At 72.3% G+C, this 22,113-nt stretch carries 14 protein-coding genes; 9 read left to right on the top strand and 5 right to left on the bottom strand.

What is annotated here, in order from left to right; genetic code table 11:
- The first annotated feature begins 167 nt into the window (after positions 1 to 167).
- Together OG440_RS01310 and OG440_RS01305 are read left to right on the top strand one after the other, a co-directional pair.
- The gene (locus tag OG440_RS01310) at positions 168 to 533 is read left to right on the top strand and encodes a hypothetical protein (protein WP_406004949.1); all 366 of its coding nucleotides are present in this window, start codon (positions 168 to 170) and stop codon (positions 531 to 533) included.
- A 358-nt stretch (positions 534 to 891) separates the two neighbouring features.
- The gene (locus tag OG440_RS01305) at positions 892 to 4,713 is read left to right on the top strand and encodes a DNA-binding protein (protein ID WP_406011217.1); all 3,822 of its coding nucleotides are present in this window, start codon (positions 892 to 894) and stop codon (positions 4,711 to 4,713) included.
- A gap of 45 nt (positions 4,714 to 4,758) precedes the next feature.
- Here OG440_RS01305 and OG440_RS01300 read toward each other — a convergent pair whose 3' ends face one another.
- Positions 4,759 to 5,256 (bottom strand): GNAT family N-acetyltransferase, encoded by a 498-nt coding sequence (locus tag OG440_RS01300; protein WP_406004948.1) that lies wholly within the window; start codon positions 5,254 to 5,256, stop codon positions 4,759 to 4,761.
- A 426-nt stretch (positions 5,257 to 5,682) separates the two neighbouring features.
- Here OG440_RS01300 and OG440_RS01295 point away from each other — a divergent pair, with 426 nt between their 5' ends.
- From OG440_RS01295 to OG440_RS01275, 5 genes are all read left to right on the top strand, one after another.
- Positions 5,683 to 6,687 (top strand): LacI family DNA-binding transcriptional regulator, encoded by a 1,005-nt coding sequence (locus OG440_RS01295; RefSeq protein ID WP_406004947.1) that lies wholly within the window; start codon positions 5,683 to 5,685, stop codon positions 6,685 to 6,687.
- A gap of 230 nt (positions 6,688 to 6,917) precedes the next feature.
- Positions 6,918 to 9,887, top strand: a complete 2,970-nt coding sequence (locus tag OG440_RS01290; RefSeq protein WP_406004946.1) for a glycoside hydrolase family 2 TIM barrel-domain containing protein — start codon at positions 6,918 to 6,920, stop codon at positions 9,885 to 9,887.
- 116 nt (positions 9,888 to 10,003) lie between these two features.
- Positions 10,004 to 10,339 carry a hypothetical protein gene (locus OG440_RS01285; protein ID WP_406004945.1) on the top strand — a complete coding sequence of 112 codons (336 nt, stop codon included), beginning with the start codon at positions 10,004 to 10,006 and terminating at the stop codon, positions 10,337 to 10,339.
- 402 nt (positions 10,340 to 10,741) lie between these two features.
- Entirely contained in the window at positions 10,742 to 13,294 is a 2,553-nt protein-coding gene (locus OG440_RS01280) for a discoidin domain-containing protein (RefSeq protein WP_406004944.1), read from the top strand.
- Positions 13,295 to 13,503: 209 nt separating this feature from the next.
- Positions 13,504 to 14,274: a DUF4097 family beta strand repeat-containing protein gene (locus tag OG440_RS01275; RefSeq protein ID WP_406004943.1), complete on the top strand. Its 771-nt coding sequence runs from the start codon at positions 13,504 to 13,506 to the stop codon at positions 14,272 to 14,274.
- A 107-nt stretch (positions 14,275 to 14,381) separates the two neighbouring features.
- Here OG440_RS01275 and OG440_RS01270 read toward each other — a convergent pair whose 3' ends face one another.
- The 4 genes from OG440_RS01270 to OG440_RS01255 are packed head-to-tail and all read right to left on the bottom strand — an operon-like array spanning position 14,382 to position 19,183.
- Positions 14,382 to 15,503, bottom strand: a complete 1,122-nt coding sequence (locus OG440_RS01270; protein WP_406004942.1) for an XdhC family protein — start codon at positions 15,501 to 15,503, stop codon at positions 14,382 to 14,384.
- Positions 15,496 to 17,622 (bottom strand): xanthine dehydrogenase family protein molybdopterin-binding subunit, encoded by a 2,127-nt coding sequence (locus tag OG440_RS01265; RefSeq protein ID WP_406004941.1) that lies wholly within the window; start codon positions 17,620 to 17,622, stop codon positions 15,496 to 15,498. Before OG440_RS01265 ends, OG440_RS01270 begins: the two co-directional genes overlap by 8 nt.
- On the bottom strand, positions 17,619 to 18,608 hold the full coding sequence (locus tag OG440_RS01260) for an FAD binding domain-containing protein (protein ID WP_406004940.1): 990 nt from the start codon (positions 18,606 to 18,608) through the stop codon (positions 17,619 to 17,621). The genes OG440_RS01265 and OG440_RS01260 overlap by 4 nt, the downstream gene beginning before the upstream one ends.
- Complete coding sequence (locus OG440_RS01255) at positions 18,605 to 19,183, bottom strand: (2Fe-2S)-binding protein (protein ID WP_406004939.1); 579 nt, start codon at positions 19,181 to 19,183, stop codon at positions 18,605 to 18,607. The genes OG440_RS01260 and OG440_RS01255 overlap by 4 nt, the downstream gene beginning before the upstream one ends.
- 237 nt (positions 19,184 to 19,420) lie before the next feature.
- Between OG440_RS01255 and OG440_RS01250 the strand changes: the two genes are divergently transcribed.
- Both OG440_RS01250 and OG440_RS01245 read left to right on the top strand, forming a co-directional pair.
- Entirely contained in the window at positions 19,421 to 20,026 is a 606-nt protein-coding gene (locus OG440_RS01250) for a TetR/AcrR family transcriptional regulator (RefSeq protein ID WP_406004938.1), read from the top strand.
- 613 nt (positions 20,027 to 20,639) lie between these two features.
- Positions 20,640 to 22,037, top strand: a complete 1,398-nt coding sequence (locus tag OG440_RS01245; protein WP_406004937.1) for a peptidoglycan-binding protein — start codon at positions 20,640 to 20,642, stop codon at positions 22,035 to 22,037.
- Positions 22,038 to 22,113: the final 76 nt, after the last annotated feature.

The raw sequence follows: 22,113 nt of genomic DNA, 5'->3' as shown, positions 1-22,113 counted from the left end.
AAGGGTTGCCTCCCTCTCGTCGAACGTGCAGGTCGCAGCCGGTTTCCCACCGCACCGTGGGGACGGGAAACAGGAAACCCGTCGACCTCTCGGAACCCGGCGGCCAGTCTGATGCCGAGAGACCGAGCACGACCTGCGACCAGGCAGGACGACCGCAAGGGGGAAACATGCGCAAGTTGTTCAGTGGGGCCGTCGCACTGGCCACCGCCGCGACCGCGATGGTGGCGCTGACCGGCACGGCCGAGGCCAAGCCGGCCGCCGACTGGGCCGGGTGCCCGTCCGGCGCCGTCTGTATCTACCCGCAGAACCAGGACCCCGCCCAGAGCCCGAGCAACGTGTACTGGAGCTACGGGCCCCACAACCTGAGCAACCAGGTGGGCTGGCACTGGGTCCTCAACAACCAGACCGGGGGCGCCTCGGCGGAACTGTGCCTGAACTACGGCGGCACGAACTGCAACTACACCATCGGGGCCCAGAACGGGGTGTGGGCCGACCTCACGCCGGTCAACTCGATCAAGCTGAACCGGCCGTAGGACTCTGCTCACGCGGCGACGCCGAGAAACGCTGAAGAACACGGGAGAGCACAGCAGAACACGGGGGAGCACAGAGGAACACGGGGGAAGGTCCGGAATCGCGTTCGCGGTTCCGGACGTCCGTGTTTCCGCCACCCTCGGGCCACGCCGGTGAAAGACTTGATCGACCGTCACATTGCCGCAGTACTCTGGATGTCGGCCGTTTCACGGCTCATGCGCGCGACACCCGGGGGATGCGGTGGGGGAGCAGCAGCACACCGGCGACCGGTGTGAACCGCGGCAACTCGACGGAGCCGTTCCGGACTTCCCCGCCCAGCTGAGACGGCTCCGCCGACAGCGCGGGCTCTCGCTGGCCGACATGGCCCGGCAGACGCATTACAGCAAGGGCTATCTCAGCAAGATCGAGACGGGTGCGAAGCGAGCAACCGTCGATGTCGCGCGGCGTTGCGACCAGATCCTCCAGGCCGAGGGCGGGCTGCTGCGGCTGCTGACGAAGAGCGCTGAGAACGCCGAAGAGGTGGGCGGGGACAAGGAAACGGCGAAACCCGGGGAGTCGACGGACCCGGAGCACGCGGACGACGCGCGGGCCGGGCGGGGCGACGGTGCCGGGTCCGGGCGGCCGGAGGTGGACGATGTCCGTCCCTACCGAGGGCTGTCGGCGTTCACCGCACAGGACGCGGCATGGTTCTTCGGTCGAGAACGGGCCACCGCAGCCCTCGTCGAGAGGGTCTTCGAGCGGGTCGGCAGCGGGCCCCTGATGGTCATCGCCCCTTCGGGTGCCGGCAAGTCCTCCCTGTTCCACGCCGGACTCGTACCGGCCTTCCGGAAACCCGGTGGCTTCCCCATGCCGGGCGCCGAGAGGTGGCCGGTGGTGGCGTTCACGCCCGGCGCGCATCCCTTGGAGGAGCTGCTGACCGGCTTCGCCAAGGCGCTGGACGGCGATCTCGGCGTCACCGCCCGGCAGTTACGGGACCGGCCCGAGGACCTGTGGGAAGCGGTGCGGCGCACGGTGGACGACGATGCCTGCGCCGACGGGGACAGACGGCCACCGCCGGTGCGTCCGGTGCTCCTCGTCGACCAGTTCGAGGAGCTGTTCACGCTCTGCTCCGACGAGGACGAACGACGTGCTTTCGTCCGGGTGCTGTGCGCCGTGTCGACGTCCCGCCGCCCGTCGGATCCGGCGGACGGACCCGGCGGCGATCCGGCCGTGGTGGTCCTGGGCGTACGGGCCGACCTGTCCGGCAGGTGTGTCGAACTCCCCGAGCTGGCAGCGGTGTTCACCGACGGGCTGTTCGTGCTGCCCCCGATGTCCGTCGCCGGGCTGCGGGAGGCGATCACCCGCCCCGCCGAACTCGCCGGACTCACCCTGGAGTCGGGTCTCGTCCCCCTGCTGCTGCGCGACGCCGGGCTGCTCGACCAACCGGCAGGACTGCCCGGCGACGCGTCGGACGTCGGAAGCGCGCTGCCGGACGTCACCCCCTCCGGTGCGCTGCCGCTGATCTCCCACGCGCTGCTGACCACCTGGCAGCGGCGCGAAGGCGCCACCCTGACCGTCGCCGGGTACGAGCGCACCGGCGGGATCCGGGGGGCGGTCGCGCGCACCGCCGAGGACGTGTTCGCGGGCCTGTACCCGGCCGAGCAGCAGACGATCCGCAGGATCCTGGTGCGTCTGGTCCACGTCGCCGACGGCACCGGACCGGCCCGCTGCCGGATGAGCCGGGCGGCGCTGTTGGAACGGCTGTCCGACACGGACGGCGCCACGGCCGCACTGGACGCCTTCGTGCGGGCCCGCCTGATCACCGCCGACCGCGACACCGTCGAGATCGCCCACGAGGCCCTGCTGCACGCCTGGCCCCGGCTGCGCGGCTGGATCGACGCGGACCGCAACGGACTGCTGATCCACCAGCAACTCGCGCACGCCGCCGAGGAGTGGGAGCGCGAGGGACGCGATCCGTCCGCCCTCTACCGTGGCACCCGGCTGGACTCCGTCCGGGCGTGGGCCGAGGAACTCGACGGCCGGAGCCGGCTCGGCGCGCAGGAGGAGGCGTTTCTGCGCGCGAGCCAGGCCGAGGAGGCCGAGCGGCAGCGGCAGGCCCGCCGGCAGGTCCGGCGCCGGCAGAGCACACTGGCGACGCTGGTCGTGCTGCTGGCCCTCGCCGTCGTCGCCGGAGTGCTGGCGTACCGGCAGCGCGCGGACGCGCTGCACCAGGAGCGGGTCGCCCGCTCCCGGGCACTCGCCGCGCAGTCCGCCTCCCTGGCCGCCGGCCAGCCCGAGGCGTCGATGCGGCTCGCCGAGGAGGCCTACCGCTCCCAGGCGACGCCCGAGGCGCGCGGAGCCCTGCTGAGCACCCAGGCGCAGCCCTTCTCGGCCCGGCTCGGCGGGCACCGCGGGCCGGTGAACTCGGTGGCGTTCGCGCCCGACGGGCGCACGCTGGCGACGGCCAGTTCGGACGGCACGGTGACGCTGCGAAGGCTCGCGGACCGCCGTACGACCGCCACGTTCAAGATGTCCGGCCGGGTGCGCTCGGTCGCCTTCAGCCCCGACGGCCGTACGGTCGCGGCGGGTGCCACGGACGCGCCGGTGCAGCTCTGGGGCGCGGCCGACCACCGTACGAAGATGGTGCTGCCGGCCGGCACCAGGGGCGCCCGGGCCGTGGCCTTCGACCCCCGCGGCCGCACGCTGGCCGTCGCGGCGGGTGACGGCACGGTCCAGGTGTGGGACACCGAGCACCGGCGCCGCGTCATGTCCTTCGCCGGTCATGTCGGGCAGGTCGACGCGCTCGCGTACGCCCCGGACGGCCGGACCCTCGCGTCGGCCGGCGCCGACCGCACCGTCCGGCTGTGGGACACGGTGCGCGAGCGGCCGTCGGGCGTGCTGGAAGGGCACAACGACGAGGTGTACGGCGTGGCGTTCGCGCCGGACGGACGCAGCCTGGCCAGCGGGGGAGCCGACCGGACCGTACGGCTGTGGGACCTGGCACGGCACCGGACGACCGCGGTCCTGACCGGGCACAGCGACGACGTCAACGCCGTCGCCTACACCCCCGACGGCGCCACGGTCGTCAGCGCGGGAGGGGACGGCACGACCCGGCTGTGGGACGTGCACAGCGGGATGCAGACGCTGACGCTCACCGGCCACACCGACTACACGATGGGCGTGGCCGTGAACGCCGACGGGAGCATGCTCGCCACCGCCGGGTTCGACCAGTCGGTGGTGCTGTGGGACCTCGGCGGGCCGGTGCTGACCGCCCGCCCGTACACCGAGATCTGGCAGTCCGCCTACAGCCCCGACGGAAGACTGCTGGCGACCGCCGACACCGATCACACGGTGCGGCTGTGGGACGTGGCGCGGCACCGGCCGGTCGCGACCCTGCGCGGGCATCGCTCGGCCGTGTTCTCGGTGGCGTTCGCACCCGACGGACGGACGCTGGCCTCGGCCGGCTCCGACGGCACGGTACGCCTGTGGGACGTCGTCACCCACCGCCTCCTCGACACGCTCGGCGGACATCACGGGGACGTGTTCTCGGTGGCGTTCGCCCCGGACGGCGCGCTGCTGGCGTCGGCGGGCGCCGACCGTACGGTGCGGCTGTGGGACGCGGCAACGCACCGCCCCCTGGCCACGCTCACCGGTCACACGGACTTCGTCAACGACGTCGCCTTCAGCCCCGACGGACGCACCCTCGCGAGCGCGGGTGACGATCTGACCGTCCGGCTGTGGGACGTGGCGGCCCGCAGACCGCTCGCCACGCTCACCGGGCATACCGGCGCGGTACGGGGAGTGGCGTTCGGCCCGGACGGCCGGGCGCTGGCCAGCAGCGGCAACGACGGGACCGTGCGCCTGTGGGATGTCCGCGGGCGACGCTCCGTGGCGGTGCTGCGGGGCCACACCGGATCGGTGCGCGGGATCGCGTTCTCCCCCGACGGCCGCCTGCTGGCCAGCAGCGGCAGTGACCGTACGGTGCGGCTGTGGGACGTGGCCGAGCGGCGGCCGTGGGCCACGCTGACCGGGCACACGAATGCGGTGTGGGCCACCGTCTTCGCCCCGGACGGGCGGACGGTGGCCAGCAGCAGCAACGACGGGACCGTGCGGCTGTGGCGCCTGGACGTCTCGGCCCGGTTCGCCGCGATCTGCCGGCTGCGGCTGTCCGCTGCGGGTGCTTCGGCGTGCCCGCACCTCTGACCGCGACCACGGCGATCGGCGCACCCGGCCACGTCCGGCGTGATCTCAGGAGACTCCGTCGGGCGCCGTGCGGAACTCGAATGCGGGACGGTCCCACAGCACGGCGGGCGGATTCGCGGACACGGTCCCGGTGCGCACCGCACCCGCGCTGCGGTAGAAACCCTCGGCGGGAGGATGCGACACCACCAGTACGCGGTCCAGCTCGGCGTCACGGGCCTCGGACATCATGTGGGCCACGAGCAGCCGACCGATGCCACGTCCCTGGGCCGCGTCGGCCACGAACAGCAGGTCGAGCTCCGGCGGGTCGAGGACGAGCGAGTAGAAACCGAGGACCGGGCCGGGGTGCTCGTCGGCGGCGACGGCCGCGAAGACACGGTGGGTCTCGATGTAGTCGGGACCCACCCGGTAGTCCGCGACCATGGCCGCGTACGGGCCTTCGTAGGCGCGGGAGCCCCGCACGAGCCGCGTGAGCCGTTTGGCGTCCCGCACGACGGCCCGGCGGATCGTGATCGACCCGCTCCCGGGCGTAACGCCTGAATTCATCAGATGAATATTACGCATAGGGGAGCGGCTTCAGGTCCCGGGTGCGACGCGCGAGACGGCGAAGCCCCGTCGACACGATCCGGCGAGGCTTCGGTGCGCAGGTGCGCGGCGAACGGCGACCTGACGCGCCGCAGCTCGCGGCCCCCACGACACTCCGCGCCGAGCGGATCCGCGCCGAATCCAGGGCTGCCGTCGGTCGTCCGCCGGGCGGTGACCGATGCACGGAAGGGAAAGACCGCCGATGGCGATGCGTGGGAGGAAGGGCGCACCGGGAGACGCGAGATGATCACGTGCGTCGTCCCGGAGTTCGGCCATAGCGGCCTGCGGACCGCGAGGAGCCCGGGCTCCGTTCGGCTCCTCGGCCCGGGCATACTCGGGCTCTGCACGCGCACCGGCGTTCGCGGGACGAGAAGAGGGAGGTGGGCGATGGTGTCGACACCGGCGGCCGAGCCCCGCAAGGTCACGATCAACGACGTCGCCAGGTCCGCCGGGGTGTCCCGGCAGACCGTGTCGCGGGCGCTCAACGACAAGGGCGAGATCGACGGCGACACGAAGCAGCGCGTACTCGACGCGGCGCGCGCGCTCGGCTACCGCCCGAGCCGATTCGCCCGAGGTCTGGTCCGCCAGGACACCATGACCATCGGGCTGGTCATCCCCGACCTGCTCAACCCGTTCTTCACCGAGGTCGCCGCCGCCGCCCTGGAGGCGGCCAGAACCCGCGGCTGGCATGTGGTCGTGTACGACACCACGGACCGGGCGGAGGAGGAGCGCGGCACGCTCCAGGTGATCACCTCGCAGGTCGACGCGGTCATCGGCTACTTCAGCTGCTCCGAGAGCGAGCTGGAGTCGTACACCCGGGGCATGCCGGTGGTGCTCATCGGCCGCGAGGGCCGCAGCGCGCGGTTCAGCTCGATCCGGATCGACGGCGAGCAGGGTGTCCACGCCGCGATCGCGCACCTGGCCGCGAAGGGGCACCGGCACATCGGCATGCTGGACCACCCCACCCGCGGCCGGCCGAGTATCCGGCACGACTGGTTCACGGCGGCCGCGCGGGCGCACGGGATCGACGCCGGTCTGGTGGTCGGCACCGAACAGACGGCCGACGGCGGGGGAGCGGCACTCAGGTCGCTGCTCGCCGCTCGTCCCGAGGTCACCGCCGTCTTCACCTTCAACGACATCATCGCGATCGGAGCGCTGCGAGAGGCACGTCGACTCGGCAGGACGGTGCCGCACGAACTGGCGGTGATCGGCTTCGACGGCCTCCAGCTCGGAACGCTGGTCGAACCACCGCTGTCCAGCGTCGCCCTCGACACGCGCGCGCTCGGGGCGCTCGCCATCGAACAGGTCGCGCGACTGCTGACGGGACGGGACCCGCTGGCGGCCGACGACCTGGTCGTCCGGGCCGAACTGCAGCTGAGCGGGTCGGCCTGACGCCGTGGAGGGGCGGTCCGCCTCGCTTGTCTTGACATGGGCTCGGGCCTGAGCGCAGACTTCCGAGCAATCCACCCCGCACCCGAGTTCCCCCTGGCAGACCACGTGCAGACTGTCCGTGAGCGCTCCCGTGAACGTTCACGGGAGCGCTCACGGAAGCTCACCCGGGCCGGCGACCGCCGTCGGCCTTCCGGTCCCCGCGTTCGTCACCAAGAAGGAGTCGTGACCTCTTGCTCCCCGAGTTCTCCCCCCATGTCTCGGACACCGCACCGGGGCGCGGCGCGCTCCGCCCGGCACGCTCGTGGCTGCACTCCGACGCGCCCACCCGCTCGCTGAACGGGGCGTGGCGATTCCGGCTGTCGCCCACTGCGGCCGTGGCGGAGGACTTCGCGTCAGAGGACTTCGACGACCGCGACTGGGACGACCTGACCGTCCCCTGCCACTGGGTGCTCGAAGGCGCCGGCGCCCACGGCCGTCCGATCTACACGAACGTCCAGTTCCCGTTCCCCATCGACCCGCCGCACGTCCCGGACGAGAACCCCACCGGCGACCACCGCCGCCACTTCGACATGCCCGCCGAGTGGACGGACGCCGAGCGTGTCCTGCTGCGGTTCGACGGCGTCGAGTCGCTCTTCCGGGTGTGGGTGAACGGGGTGGAGATCGGCAGCGCCGCCGGCAGCCGGCTCGCCCACGAGTTCGACGTGACGTCCGCGGTCCGTCCGGGCGACAACGTCGTCGCCGTCCGGGTGCACCAGTGGTCGGCCGCCAGTTACGTCGAGGACCAGGACCAGTGGTGGCTGCCGGGCATCTTCCGCGACGTCACCCTGATCGCCCGGCCGGCCGGCGGTCTGGAGGACGTGTGGCTGCGGACGGGGTTCGCCGACGGGCACGGCCGGGTCGACGTGGAGATCACCGCCGAGCCGACGGCCTACCCGGTCACCCTGCGCATCCCGGGACTCGATGTCGAGCGCACCTGGTCCGCCCCGGACGAGGTGGCCCCCTTCGACATCGCCGACGTGGAGCCCTGGTCGGCCGAGCGGCCGCACCTGTACGACGTGACCGTGTCGACGGCCGCGGAGACCGTCACCCTGCGGGCGGGCTTCCGCACGGTGGAGATCCGCGGCGACCGGTTCCTCGTCAACGGCCGCCGGGTCGTGTTCCATGGCGTGAACCGCCACGAGACCCACCCGCTGCGCGGCCGGGTCTTCGACGAGGAGCACGCCCGCGAGGACCTGGCCCGTATGAAGCGGTTCAACGTGAACGCGATCCGCACCAGCCACTACCCGCCGCACCCGCGCCTGCTCGACCTCGCCGACGAACTCGGATTCTGGGTCGTCCTCGAATGCGACCTGGAGACGCACGGCTTCGAGAAGCTGGACTGGGCCGGCAATCCGAGCGACGACCCGGCCTGGCGCGAGGCGTACCTCGACCGCATCGAGCGCACCGTCGAACGCGACAAGAACCATCCCGGCGTCGTGATCTGGTCCCTCGGCAACGAGGCGGGCACCGGCAGCAACCTCGCCGCCATGTCGGCGTGGGTGCACGCCCGTGACGCCGAACGCCCCGTGCACTACGAGGGCGACTACACCGGCGACTACACCGACGTCTACTCGCGGATGTACGCCTCGGTGGCGGAGACCGAGCAGATCGGCACCGACGGGTCGCGTACCCCGCTGCTGAACTGCACGCCCGCCCAGGGCGCCCGGCAGCGCACCAAGCCGTTCCTGCTGTGCGAGTACGCGCACGCGATGGGCAACGGGCCGGGGGCCTTCGACCAGTACGAGGCGCTGGTCCACCGGTACCCGCGGCTGCACGGCGGTTTCGTCTGGGAGTGGCGCGACCACGGCATCCGGACCACCACCTCGGACGGGACGCCCTACTACGCGTACGGCGGCGACTTCGGGGAGGTCGTGCACGACGGCAACTTCGTCATGGACGGCATGCTGTTGAGCGACGACGTCCCGACGCCGAGCCTTCACGAGTTCAAGGCCGTGGTCCAGCCGCTCCGCTTCACCTTCGACGGCGACCAGGTGGAGATCGCCAACCTGCGGCACACCGCCGACACGTCCGACCTGCGCCTGCGCTGGCGCGTCGAGCACGACGGGACACCGGCCGGCTCCGGCGACCTGGACGTCCCCGTCATCGCGGCGGACGGCTCGGCACGGGTGGCGCTGCCGAGGATCCCGGTCGCGCCGGACGCCGAGACCTGGCTCACCGTCGAGGCGGTCCTGGCGGACGGAACGGCGTGGGCACCCGAAGGGCATGTCGTCGCAACCGCCCAGCTGGACGCCTCACTTCACCGTCCCGTGCGCGCCGTGCGCACCCGGACCGGCTGGCGGCCCGGTGACGGAACGCTGACGCTGGGCCGCGCGGAGTTCGTCGACGGGTCCCTCGTGCGTCTCGGCGGCCGCGAGGTGACGGGTCCGCGGCTGGAGCTGTTCCGTGCGCCGACCGACAACGACGAAGGCGCGTGGGGTGACGTCGGGGAGAGCGACGCGAGCATCGCCGGGGTGTCCAACGCCGAGCTGTGGCGGCGCGACGGACTCGACCGGCTGACCACGCGCCGGGTGTCGCTGGAGCGCGCCACCGGGTCGCTGCGCACGGTCGACAAGGTCTCCGCGGCGAACTCCGGGTCGTGGGTGATGGTCGAGTCCATCTGGTCGCTGGAGGGCGACGAGGTGGAACTGCGGGTGGAGATCGAGCCGTCGCGCGGGTGGCACACGGTGTGGCCGAGGATCGGCATCCGTTTCGACCTGCCCGACGGTGACGCCCCCGTCGACGGTGCCGCATGGTTCGGCCTCGGCCCGCTCGAGTCCTACCCCGACAGCCTGCGCGCGGCACGTACGGGCCGCTTCTCCGCCACGGTCCGGGAGCTGGCGGTCGACTACGCGCGCCCCCAGGAGACCGGACACCGCTCCGCACTGCGCCGCTTGACGCTGACGAGCGGCGACGCCGAGGTGCTGCGCATCGAGGCGCTCCCCGACACCCGCGGACGCCGCCCCGGCTTCACCCTCAGCCGGCACACCCCCCAGGAGATCGCCCGCGCCGCCCACCCCCACGAACTGCCGGGTTCGACGACCAGTCACCTGATCGTCGACGCCGCCCAGCACGGGCTCGGCTCGCGCGCGTGCGGCCCGGACGTGTGGCCCGAGTTCGCCCTCCGCCCGGAGGCCCGCACGATCAGGCTGCGCCTCACCTGATCCGCCGCCCGCCGGAAACCGCCCCGGGACATGGGGCGCTCCCCGCCCGGTCCCGACCCTCTGAGGCTGCTCAAGTTCCTTGGCAGGTACGGAAGCCGACGGCCAGGATGAGGGACATGACGGGAATCGCGGGGCTGAACAAGAAGCACAACTTCGTGCTGACGATCCGGGACACGGACGTGGTCGCCTCGGCGCTGCGCCAGGCGCTCGCCGAGGCGACGCCCGAGGAGCGTCCGGGACTGGAGCGCGCGGCGGCGCTCGTGGAGTCGAGCGCCGCCGCCGACGAGGCACGGCTGCGCGCCCGCTGGGTCCGCTCGCGCCTCGCCGCCGTGGGTTTCGAGGGGGACATCGCCTCGGTGGCGGCGGTGAAGGCACTGCGCCGGGCGGAGCCGAAGCTGAGCCTGCTGGCCGCGGTGCAGCTCCAGCGGGAGGCGGTGGCCCAGCCGGAGTGAGCCGACCTGCCCCCCACCTCGGAGCTGTGGCCTCGCCTGGGCCGGCGCCCTCGATGCCGCCGCCCTCCTTCACGCACGCCGGACCGGCTTGAGCCGGTCCCTCGTACCGGGGCCATGTCGGTGCCCGGCGTAGAGACTTGAACGGACGGTGCGTCGCCCGTCGGCGGGTGGGGGAGGGTGGTGTGCCGCCGCCGCCGAGTGTCGAGGCCGTGCCGTCAACGTGTCAAGGGATGCGTCCGAGATAAGTCGGGAAAGATTTCAACTTTCGAAGGCTTGCCGAGAGTTGGAACTCATCAGTTAAATCAAGACGTGAACTAAGCGTCGCAGCAGTGACCTTGGCATGCCGCCGCATCTGCTGCCGACGTCCTCGTGTCCTTTCCCGACGCACCCGCAGGGACCTTCATGAGACTCAGATCCCTGGGTGTCGCGCTCGCCGCCACGGCAGCGCTGATCACCCTGCCCGCCATCCGTCCACCGGCGGCTTCGGCCGCCGACGCCAACCTGTCCCAGGGCAGAACGGCAACGGCGTCCTCGAACGAGAACGCCGGCACGCCCGCGGCCTACGCGGTCGACGGCGACACCGGCACCCGGTGGTCCTCGGCCGCCACCGACGACCAGTGGCTCAAGGTCGACCTCGGAACGAACGCCACGATCAGCCAGGTCGTCGTCAACTGGGAGGCGGCCTACGGCAAGGACTACAAGATCCAGTCCTCGTCCGACGGCAGCACCTGGGCCGACCTGCGCACGGTCACCGGCGGAGACGGCGGCACCGACACGCTCGCCGTCTCCGGCCAAGGCCGCTACGTACGCCTGCAAGGCGTCCACCGGGCGACACAATGGGGCTACTCCGTCTGGGAGTTCCAGGTGTTCGGCACCACCGGCGGAACGCCTCAGCCCGGTACCTGCTCGACCGCCGACTCCGCGCAGGGCAAGACCGCTTCGGCTTCCTCCACGGAGAACGCCGGCACCCCCGCGTCCGCCGCGTTCGACGGCAACGACTCCACCCGCTGGTCCAGCCAGACCTCTGACCCGCAGTGGCTGAGCGTCGACCTGGGCTCGTCCCAGGACATCTGCGGGGTCGACCTGAACTGGGAGGCCGCGTACGGCAAGGACTTCCAGATCCAGGCCTCGGCCGACGGCCAGAACTGGAACACCCTCAAGGCCGTCACCGGCGCGACCGGCGGCCGCGCGTCCTACGACGTCAGCGGCACGGGCCGTTACGTCCGCATCCTGGGGACGGCACGCGGGACGGTCTACGGCTACTCGCTCTGGGCGGTCGCCGTCCACACCACGTCCGGCGGCACCGGAGGCCCGGTCCAGGGCGGCGGCGACCTCGGCCCGAACGTGATCGTCGTCGACCCCTCCACACCCAACCTCCAGCAGAAGTTCGACCAGGTCTTCGCCCAGCAGGAGACCGCGCAGTTCGGCTCCGGGCGCTACCAGTTCCTGCTCAAGCCGGGAACCTACAACGGCATCAACGCCCAACTCGGCTTCTACACCTCCATCTCCGGCCTCGGACTGAACCCCGACGACACCCAGATCAACGGCGACATCACCGTGGACGCGGGCTGGTTCAACGGCAACGCCACACAGAACTTCTGGCGTTCGGCGGAGAACCTGGCGATCACGCCGGTCAACGGCACCGACCGGTGGGCCGTCGCCCAGGCCGCGCCGTTCCGCCGCATCCACGTCAAGGGCGGGCTCAACCTGGCCCCCAACGGCTACGGCTGGGCCTCCGGCGGCTACATCGCCGACTCCAAGATCGACGGTACGGTCGGCCCCTACTCCCAGCAGCAGTGGTACACCCGCGACAGCTCCGTGGGCGGCTGGACCAACGGCGTGTGGAACATGACGTTCACCGGCGTCCAGGGCGCCCCGGCGACCAACTTCGACACCGGTCCCTACACCACGCTGGACACCACCCCGGTCTCCCGCGAGAAGCCGTTCCTCTACCTCGACGGCAGCGACTACAAGGTCTTCGTCCCGGCCAAGCGCACCAACGCGCGCGGCGTGTCCTGGCCCGCCAACGCCGGGACCTCGCTCCCGCTCAGCCAGTTCTACGTCGTCAAGCCCGGCGCGACCGCGGCGACCATCAACACGGCACTTGCTCAGGGCCTGAACCTGCTGTTCACGCCCGGTGTCTACCACCTCGACCGGACGATCGACGTCACCCGCGCCGACACCGTGGTGCTCGGCCTCGGTCTGGCGACCCTCGTGCCCGACGGGGGCGTCGACGCGATGCACGTCGCGGACGTCGACGGCGTCCGGCTGGCCGGATTCCTCATCGACGCCGGCGCCACCCGGTCCGACACCCTGCTGCAGATCGGTCCCGCCGGAGCGGCGGCCGACCACTCCGCCGACCCGACCACCATGCAGGACGTGTTCGTACGCGTCGGCGGCGCGGGACCCGGCCTGGCGACGGACTCCGTCGTGGTCAACAGCGACGACGTCGTCATCGACCACACCTGGCTCTGGCGTGCCGACCACGGCGAAGGCGTCGGATGGGAGACCAACCGGGCCGACTACGGACTGCGGGTCAACGGCGACGACGTCCTGGCGACCGGCCTGTTCGTGGAGCACTTCAACAAGTACGACGTCGTATGGAACGGTGAGAGGGGGCGCACGATCTTCTTCCAGAACGAGAAGGCCTACGACGCCCCCAATGCCGCCGCCATCACACACGACGGCATCGTCGGGTGGGCGGCCTACAAGGTCGCCGACACGGTGGCGGTGCACGAGGCCTGGGGTCTGGGCAGCTACTGCAACTACACCTCCGATCCCTCGATCGTGCAGCGACACGGCTTCCAGGTCCCGGTCAAGGCGGGCGTCAAGATGCACAACCTCCAGGTGATCTCCCTGGGAGGCAAGGGCCAGTACGCCCACGTCATCAACGACACCGGCGCCCCGACCTCGGGGACGGACACCGTGCCGTCGAAGGTGACCGCTTTCCCGTGATCCGCCTTCTCGTGATCAGGATGCCCGTGCACCGCTCCTTCCTGATCCACGGGAGCATCGGCGCATCGCACAGGTGAACCCGCTGCCGGGGCCGCGAATCCGCGGCTCCGGCAGCGGTCCCGGCGGCGAGCTCGGGGCCCTGCGGCCGGGTGCGAGCCGTGCGGTGTGTCGCGGTCATGACCGTGCCGAGCCGGGGCACCCGGAGGGGCATGAAGGCGAAGCCGGCAAGGCGCGTGCTGCTTGCGACCGTTGTGCTGACGGTCCTCACCTCCGCCGTGTCATGCGGTGACCAGGAACACGACGGAACCGGTGGATCGGCCGCGGTGGGACCGCCCGTCCTGGCGCGATCGGGGATCCACCTCGTCATCACCACCGAGAACGGGCTGCTGCTGCGCCCCACCGACGGCCGTCGGGTCACCGTCGACGACCGGGCCGACGGCGACTGGTCGCACGACGGCGACACCTGGACCCTGGACCTGTCCTGCACGGACCGGGAGCGCGAGCGGGGCGAGGAAGCGTGCCCCCGGATGCCCTACGTGAAGGTCCCGGCCGGCCTGAGCGTCACGGTCAGCGCCCGCAACGCGGGCGTGGACGTGGCGGGACTCGCCGCCGCGCTGGACGTCACGACCGTCAACGGCGATGTGACGGTGACCCGTTCCGGGAAGGACGACGCACCGGTGCGACTCGCCACCCGCAACGGCTCGGTGCGCGCGACGGCACTGGACGTGGGCCGGCTGCACGCGGCGACCACCAACGGCGACGTGATCCTCGCGTGCGCCACCGCGCCGTCGGGCGTCACCGCCACCACCACCAACGGTTCGGTCGGCGTCACCGTGCCGCACGACGCCCCCGCGTACGCGGTCACCGCCGGTACGGACAACGGCCGGGCCACGGTCGGCGTCCCCACGCGCGACGACCGCCAGGGCCCGGCGATGACGCTGACGACGGTCAACGGTGACGTCGACGTCCGCCGCGACTGACCCGTCGCCCCGCGCCGACGCCGCGCCTCGCGAGGCCCCGCGCCCGTGTCCACGGCCCGTAGCCCGTCCGGTGGTGCGAACCCTCGTGAAGGGCGGGCCGCCGGGGCTCAGGCGGAGTGGCGCTGATGGATCGGCCGGTCCGAACCCGTCAACGGCAGGCCCGTCCCGCCCCGGCGTGAGGCGACGATCTCCGCCGTGATCGACAGGGCGGTCTCCTCCGGCGTACGCCCTCCGAGGTCCAGGCCGATGGGCGACCGCAGCCGCGCCAACTCGTGCTCCCGCAGGCCGATCTCGCGCAATCGCCGGTCCCGGTCGGCGTGGGTGCGGTGGGAACCCATCGCACCGACGAACGCCACCGGCAGCCGCAGCGCGACCTCCAGGAGCGGCACGTCGAACTTGGCGTCGTGGGTGAGCACGCACACCACCGTGCGCCCGTCCGTCCGGGTGCCCCGCAGGTAGCGGTGCGGCCAGTCCACGACCACCTCGTCGGCCTCGGGGAAACGTTCCGGGGTGGTGAAGACGGGCCGGGCGTCGCACACGGTGACGTGATAGCCGAGGAACTTGCCGGCCCGGACCAGGGCCGCCGCGAAGTCGACGGCACCGAACACGATCATCCGCGGCGCCGGCACGCTCGCCTCGACGAACAGGGTCAGGCCACCGGGGCAGTGCGACCCGTCGGGCGACAGCTCGACCGTGCCGCTGCGGCCCGTGTCGAGCGCGGCCAGCGCCTGCGCCGTGGCGGTGCGGTCGAGGTCCTCGTGCCCGCCGAGGCCGCCCTCACGGGAGCCGTCGGCGTGCACGAGCAGCGCGGCACCGAGCAGCGCGCCGGGACCGCGGACGACCCGGACGAGGGCGGCGGGCTCGCCCCGCGCCGATGCGTCCAGGGCGGAACGCAGCAGCGCGCCGACCGGACCGTCCGCCGTGACCGGGGTGACCAGGACGTCGAGGACCCCGCCGCAGGTGAGTCCGACGGCGAAGGCGTCCTCGTCGCTGTAGCCGAAGCGTTCGAGCGCGCTGTCGCCGGTCACCAGCGCCTGGGCGCACAGGTCGTACACCGACGCCTCGACGCAGCCGCCGGACACCGACCCGATGACCGTTCCCTCGCCGTCGACGGCGAGGGCGGCGCCCGGACCGCGTGGCGCGCTGCCGCCGACGGACACGACGGTGGCGACGGCGGCCTCGCGGCCCTCGGCCAGCCACTCGCCGAGCTGCGGCGCGAGGTCAAGCATCGAGGCCGGCCGTCAGGACACGGTCGGGGCGGATGGGCAGGCTGCGGTGCCGGACGCCGGTCGCGTGCCACACGGCGTTGGCGACGGCGGCGGCCGCGCCGACGATGCCGATCTCGCCGATGCCCTTGATGCCGACCGGGTCGTCGGGGTCTTCGTCCGCCACCCAGTGCGCCTCGACGCGCGGGACGTCGGCGTGCGTCGCCACGTGGTAGCCCGCGAGATCCGCTCCGACGGGCCCACCGGAGACCGCGTCGCGCCCGGCTTCCTCGTGCAGGGCCATCGAGATGCCCCAGATCATCCCGCCGGTGAACTGGCCACGGGCCGTGAGGGGATTGACGATGCGCCCGGCCGCGAACACGCCGAGCATGTGCCGCACCCGCACCTCGCCCGTGGCGGTGTCGACGGCCACCTCGGCGAACTGCGCACCGAAGGAGTGCCGTTCCTTCTGCGCGAGGGCGATGACCGCCTCGGTGGTGTCGGAGCGCACGGTGACGCCCTCGGGCGGGATCGCCGCGCCCGGCACGAGCCGGTCGCGCAGCTCGCCCGCGGCGGCCATGACGGCCCATGACCAAGACCGCGTGCCCATCGATCCGCCCGCGATCATCGCGGGACCGAACGAACTGTCGCCCAGGCGCACCCGTACGCGTTCCGTCGGGACGTCCAGGGCGTCCGCGGCGACCAGGGTGAGCGCGGTCCGCGCGCCGGTGCCGATGTCCGCCGCAGCGATCCGTACGGTGAAGCGGCCGTCCGCCTCGGCGGTGATCGAGGCCGTGGACGGGGCGGCGCCGGCGCCGAAGGACGCCGCCGCGGTGCCGGTGCCGAGCAGCCAGCGCCCCTCCCGCCGCACCCCGGGCCGCGGATCGCGGCGGTCCCAGCCGAACCGGCGGGAGCCCTCCTCGAAGCAGGCGCGCAGGTTACGGCTCGCGAAGGGGAGACCGGAGACCGGGCCCCGGTCCGGTTCGTTGCGCAGACGCAGCTCGATCGGGTCGATGCCGCACCGGTGGGCGAGTTCGTCGAGCGCGGCCTCCAGTGCGAAGGACCCCGGCGCCTCGCCCGGAGCACGCATCCAGGTGGGACTCGGGACGTCCAGTGATACGACCCGGTTCTCGGTGCGGTGCGCGTCGGCGTCGTACATCACCCGGGCCACACCGGCACTCGGCTCGACGAACTCGTGCACCGTGGAGGTGCGGCTGAGCGAGCGGTGTTCCAGGGCGCGCAGACGCCCGTCGGGGTCCGCGCCGAGCCTGACCCGCTGGACCGTGGGGCTGCGATGGCCGGCCAGCGTGAACATCTGACGCCGGGTCAAGACGACCCGCACGGGACGTCCGACGATCCTGGACGCCATCACTGCGGCGACCTGGTGGGCGCGTACACCCTTGCTGCCGAAGCCACCGCCGACGTGCTCCGAACGCACCCGCACCGACGCCGGATCGAGCGAGAACAGGTTCGCCAGTTCCCCCACGACCCAGGTGGGACCCTGGTTGGAGTCCACCACCTCGAGCCGGTCGCCCTCCCACCGGGCGGTGGCGGCATGGGGCTCCATGGGGTGATGGTGCTCCTCCGGCGTGGTGTACGTGGCGTCCACGACGACGGCGGACGCGGCGAGTTCGGCCTCCAGGTCACCCTTCTCCGTCACGGCGGGCATATGGCCGTCGGACGGATGGGCGTCGGGGTGGTCGCCGGTGAACCCCACGTCGTGCGGGAGCTGTTCGTAGTGGACGACCAACGCCTCGGCGGCCTCGCGCGCCTGCTCGGACGTCTCGGCGACGACCAAGGCCACCGGCCAGCCCAGGTGGGGCACCCGGTCGTTCTGGAAGACCGCGCACGTCGGGTCCGGAACCGTGCCCAGCAGGCTGACGTAGTCGGTCTTCAGCGCCGGGGCGTTGTGATGGTCCAGCACGGCGAGGACGCCGGGCATCGCGAGGACGGCGTCCGCCTCGACGTCGCGGATCCTGCCACGCGCCACGGTGGACAACACCAGCCAGCCGTAGGCGAGTTCGGCGAAGGGGATCTCGCCCGCGTACCGGGCCGCACCGGTGACCTTGTCCCGCCCCTCCACGCGGACGTGACCGGTGCCCACGGCGCGGACGGGGGCGAGGGGCGCCTCGGTCGTCGTCATCGGGCCTCCTCGGCCAGTTCGCTCAGCACCGCCACGGTCAGGTTGCGCATCAGGGTCACCTTGAATCCGTTGTGCGACAGGGGCCGGGCCGCCGCCAGTTCGGCGTCCGCGGCGGCCGCGAACGACGCGGCGTCGGCGGGTGCCCCGGTGAGGGTCCGTTCGGCGGCACGGGCCCGCCAGGGCCGGGAGGCCACCGCGCCGAACGCCAGGCGCACGTCGCGCACGACACCGTCGCGGACGTCGAGCGCGGCGGCGACCGAGCCGACGGCGAACGCGTAGGACGCGCGCTCGCGTACCTTCCGGTAGCGGGAACGGGCGGCGACGGGAGCGGGCGGCAGGGTGACGCCGGTGATCAGCGCGCCCGCCGGCAGGGCCGTCTCGCGGTGCGGGGTCTCGGCGACCGGGAGATAGAACCAGCCGAGGGGCAGTTCGCCCGGTCCCTGGGCGGTCTCGTAGTGCACCATGCCGTCGATGGCCGCCAGCGCGACGGCCATGTCCGACGGGTGCACGGCCACGCAGTGCGCCGAAGCGCCGAGGACGGCGTGATTGCGGTTCTCGCCCCTGACGGCAGCACAACCGCTGCCGGGCGCACGCTTGTTGCAGGGTGCGGTGGTGTCGGTGAAGTAGGCGCACCGGGTGCGCTGGAGCAGATTGCCGCCGACGGTGGCCATGTTGCGCAACTGGCCGGAGGCGCCGGCGAGCACCGCCTGCGCCAGGGCGGGGTAGCGCGTGCGGATCAGGGGATGGGCGGCGAGGTCGCTGTTGGTGACGGTCGCGCCGATCCGTACACCGCCGGCCGGAGTCGGCTCGATGCCGTCCAAGGGCAGGTCGCGTACGTCGACCAGGCGGTGCGGACGTTCGACGCCGCTCTTCATCAGGTCGACCAGATTGGTGCCGCCGGCGAGGTAGCGCGCGTCCGGGTCCGAGTCGAGCAGGGCGACGGCGCCCGGCACGTCGGAGGCTCTCCGGTAGTCGAACTCCCTCATGCCGCGGGCTCCTTCGTCTCGGGACCGGCACCGGCACGTGCCGCGGGCCCGGATTCCGCGGCCCTGGTGACGGCCTCCACGATCGAGGTGTAGGCGGCGCAGCGGCACAGGTTGCCGCTCATACGTTCACGGATCTCGTCCGCGGTCAGGGGCGGTGGTCCGGCCGTGGGCCGTACGTCGGCCGTGGCGGCGCTCGGCCATCCGGCGGCGTGCTCCGCGAGCACCCCGATCGCCGAACAGATTTGGCCCGGCGTGCAGTAGCCGCACTGGTAGCCGTCGAGATCGAGGAAGGCCTGTTGTACCGGGTGCAGCCGGTCGCCGTCCGCCACGCCCTCGATGGTGGTGACTTCACGCCCTTCGGTCGCGACCGCGAACTGGAGGCAGGCCACGGTCCTGCGGCCGTCGACGAGAACGGTGCAGGCTCCGCACTGTCCCTGGTCGCAGCCCTTCTTGGTGCCGGTGAGGTCGAGTCGCTCGCGCAGTGCGTCGAGCAAGGTGGTGCGGTGGTCGACGGGCAGCGTGTGCTGCTCGCCATTGATGTGCAAGGTGATGACGCTGGACGTCGGTAAAGGCATGAGAGCTTCTTTCGCGCTTCCGGAACCTGGGCGGCGGCCGTCGGTGCCTGACGGCTGCCGAGCTACGTAGTGCGGGGGCGTGGAGGGGTACCCGGGAGGGTGTACGCGGGTTCCCGGGTGGACTCGGCCGGGGCTATGGTGAACCCAACCGGACAATCGTCCACTACCGGCAAACGTAACGGACAGTTGTCCGCTTAGCAAGGGCGGGGTCGGCCACACACCCCCGAGGAGAGTCGAGTGCAGCACAAGAAGGACGCACCCTTGCGCTCGGACGCACAACGCAACCGCGAGCGCATCCTCGAAGTGGCCCTGACCGAGCTGACGCTGCGCCCCGACGCCCCGCTCAGCGCGATCGCCAAGCAGGCGGGTGTCGGACAGGGCACCTTCTACCGCAACTTCCCCAACCGCGAGTCCCTCGTCCTGGAGATCTACCGCCACGAGATGCACCAGGTCGCCGAGAGCGCGGCCCAGCTGCTCGAGCAGCTGCCGCCGGCGCAGGCCCTGCGCGCCTGGATGGACCGACTGGCCGAGTTCGCCATGACCAAGGCCGGCCTCGCCGACGCGATCCGCCTCGCCACCAGCACGCCCGGCAGCCCCGAGAAACCGAAGCCGACGCACACCCCCGTCACCGAAGCGGCCGAACTCCTCCTGCGCGCCAACGACGCGGTGGGCGCCATCCGGCCCGGCATGACCCCCGACGACCTGGTCCTCGCCATCGGCGGCCTGTGGCAGCTGGCACCCACGGACGACTGGCGCCCCCGCGCCACCCGCCTCCTCGACCTCGTCATGGACGGGCTGCGCGCCGGCGCGCCCGGCGCCGACGGCCGGCCGCGACCGTCCTGACCCGGCCGCCGGGCACCGACCCGGCTGCCCGGTGACGCCAGGTACGACGCGCCGTCCCCCCGCGGAGAGTTCGACCGCTGCCGCTGCCGCTGCCGTATGCGGATGTCGGTGGCCGCCCGACCGTGCGGCACCGTGGTCCCCGCGCCTGTCCTCCCTCGCTCACGCCGTCACCGTCCCCGTCCCGCCGAACCGCCCCCCGGGTCGGCATCCCCGCAGGTCAGAGCCGGGGACGTCCCGTCATGACGTCGTTTCCGCCGTACCGGTGGTGTCCCCGCCTCCCGCACCGCAGTCTCGTCTCGCCCCCTGCGCCACAGCCAGGGCAGGTGCGTTCGGCGACTCAAGGGGAACGACGCATGCGATCGAACGTCTCGGCCAGGGTGCCGGTCGATAACGCCGCGGTGACCGGACGCGCCGCCGACGGCCCGGTGACACCGGACCCCGGTGTCACACCCTCCCCGCTGTGACCTCGCCGCATCCGTTCGTCGCCGCCCCGCACGACCGCGTCCACAGCCCGACTCGTCCGGACAGTCCCCGTGGGCCACGCGCACCCGCCCAGGGTGCGAACGGGGCCGGACGACGACGATCGACCCATCGAAGGAGACAGCTCGCAGCCATGGGAAGACTCGCATTCTTTGCTTATGCCGAGAACCGGAACACACAGCACCGGGACACCGTCCGCACCACGAAGGGGTGGCGGATCCGGATCGGGACCGTCGCGGCCACCGCGGCGATGGTCTCGGTCGGCATCGTGCTCGGTGCCGAACCGGCCGTGGCGGCGCCGACCGCGATCACACTGACCTCCGCGTCCTGCCCCGACGAGATCGTGCAGGGCCAGTCCAGCGGCTGCGTCACGGAGTTGCAGAACCTGCTCAACGCGCACGGCGCCGGTCTCGTGGTGGACGGTCGGTTCGGGTCGAGTACGCTCTACGCGGTCCGTGAGTACCAGGCCGCCACCGCGATCGCCGTGGACGGGCGGGTGGGCCCCGCGACCAAGAGCAAGCTGTACGCGACCGGAGGCTCGGCGCCCGCCCCCATCAACCTGCAGTCCTCCTCGTGCCCCGCGAACGTCGTACAGGGCGACAAGGGCGGATGCGTCAGCGAACTCCAGCGGCTGCTGCGCCACCACGGCTACGCGATCACCGTGGACGGCGACTTCGGCGCCGGGACGGCGAGCGCCGTCCGCAGCTTCCAGACCTCCCGCGGTCTCACCGCCGACGGCCAGGTCGGTCCGAACACCAAGGCCGCGCTCTACTCGAACATCGGCGGGGGCGGCGGCAACGGCGCGCCCGCGCCGGTCAACCTGACCTCCGCCTCCTGCCCGAACGAGATCGTGCAGGGGCAGCGCAGCGGCTGTGTCACCGAGCTGCAGAGCCTGCTCAACCACCACGGCGCCGATCTCGCCGTCGACGGCGACTTCGGCTCGCTCACCGGCAGCGCCGTCAGGGACTTCCAGGCCGAGAAGGGCCTCTCGGTCGACGGCAAGGTGGGACCGAACACCAAGGCGGCACTGTACGGCGCGGTCACCCCGCCCACGTCACCCCCGCCCGGCGGCGGTTACGGCAAGATCCTCGACGTGGCCCAGGCCGAGGCCGGCACGGTCGAGGGCAGCGCCCGCGCGAACAGCTACGGGTCGTCCGTGGGTCTTTCGCTGTCCACCAGCAACTACGCCTGGTGTGCGACCTTCGTGAGCTGGGTCGCCCAGCAGACCGGGGCCACCTCCTACCGCAACTCCTATGTCTCGGGCTGGGTCAAGCAGGCACAGGCCGGCAACTACCACCTGTCGGTGACCACCGACCCGCAGCCCGGCGACATCGTGGCCTTCGACTGGGACGGTGGCAGCGACTTCACCGGCGGGAACGAGCACATAGGCATCGTGCGCACGGTCTCCGGGTCGTCGCTCACCACCGTCGAGGGCAACACGGGCAATCCCAACGGCGGCGGCGACGGTGTCTACGTGAAGTCCCGTGGCACGAACAGCGGTTACGACGTGGTGTTCATCAGGGTCCGTTGATCGTCTCGCCGTGCCGTACCCCGGCCCCGCCCGGTTGCGGAGCCGACCTGGTGGTGTGTGGGGGCAGGGCCGGGGA

Origin of the sequence: Streptomyces sp. NBC_00637 (assembly GCF_045161545.1) — a bacterium.
In the GTDB taxonomy this organism is placed as follows: domain Bacteria; phylum Actinomycetota; class Actinomycetes; order Streptomycetales; family Streptomycetaceae; genus Streptomyces.
This window is presented reverse-complemented; position numbering and strand designations above follow the sequence as displayed.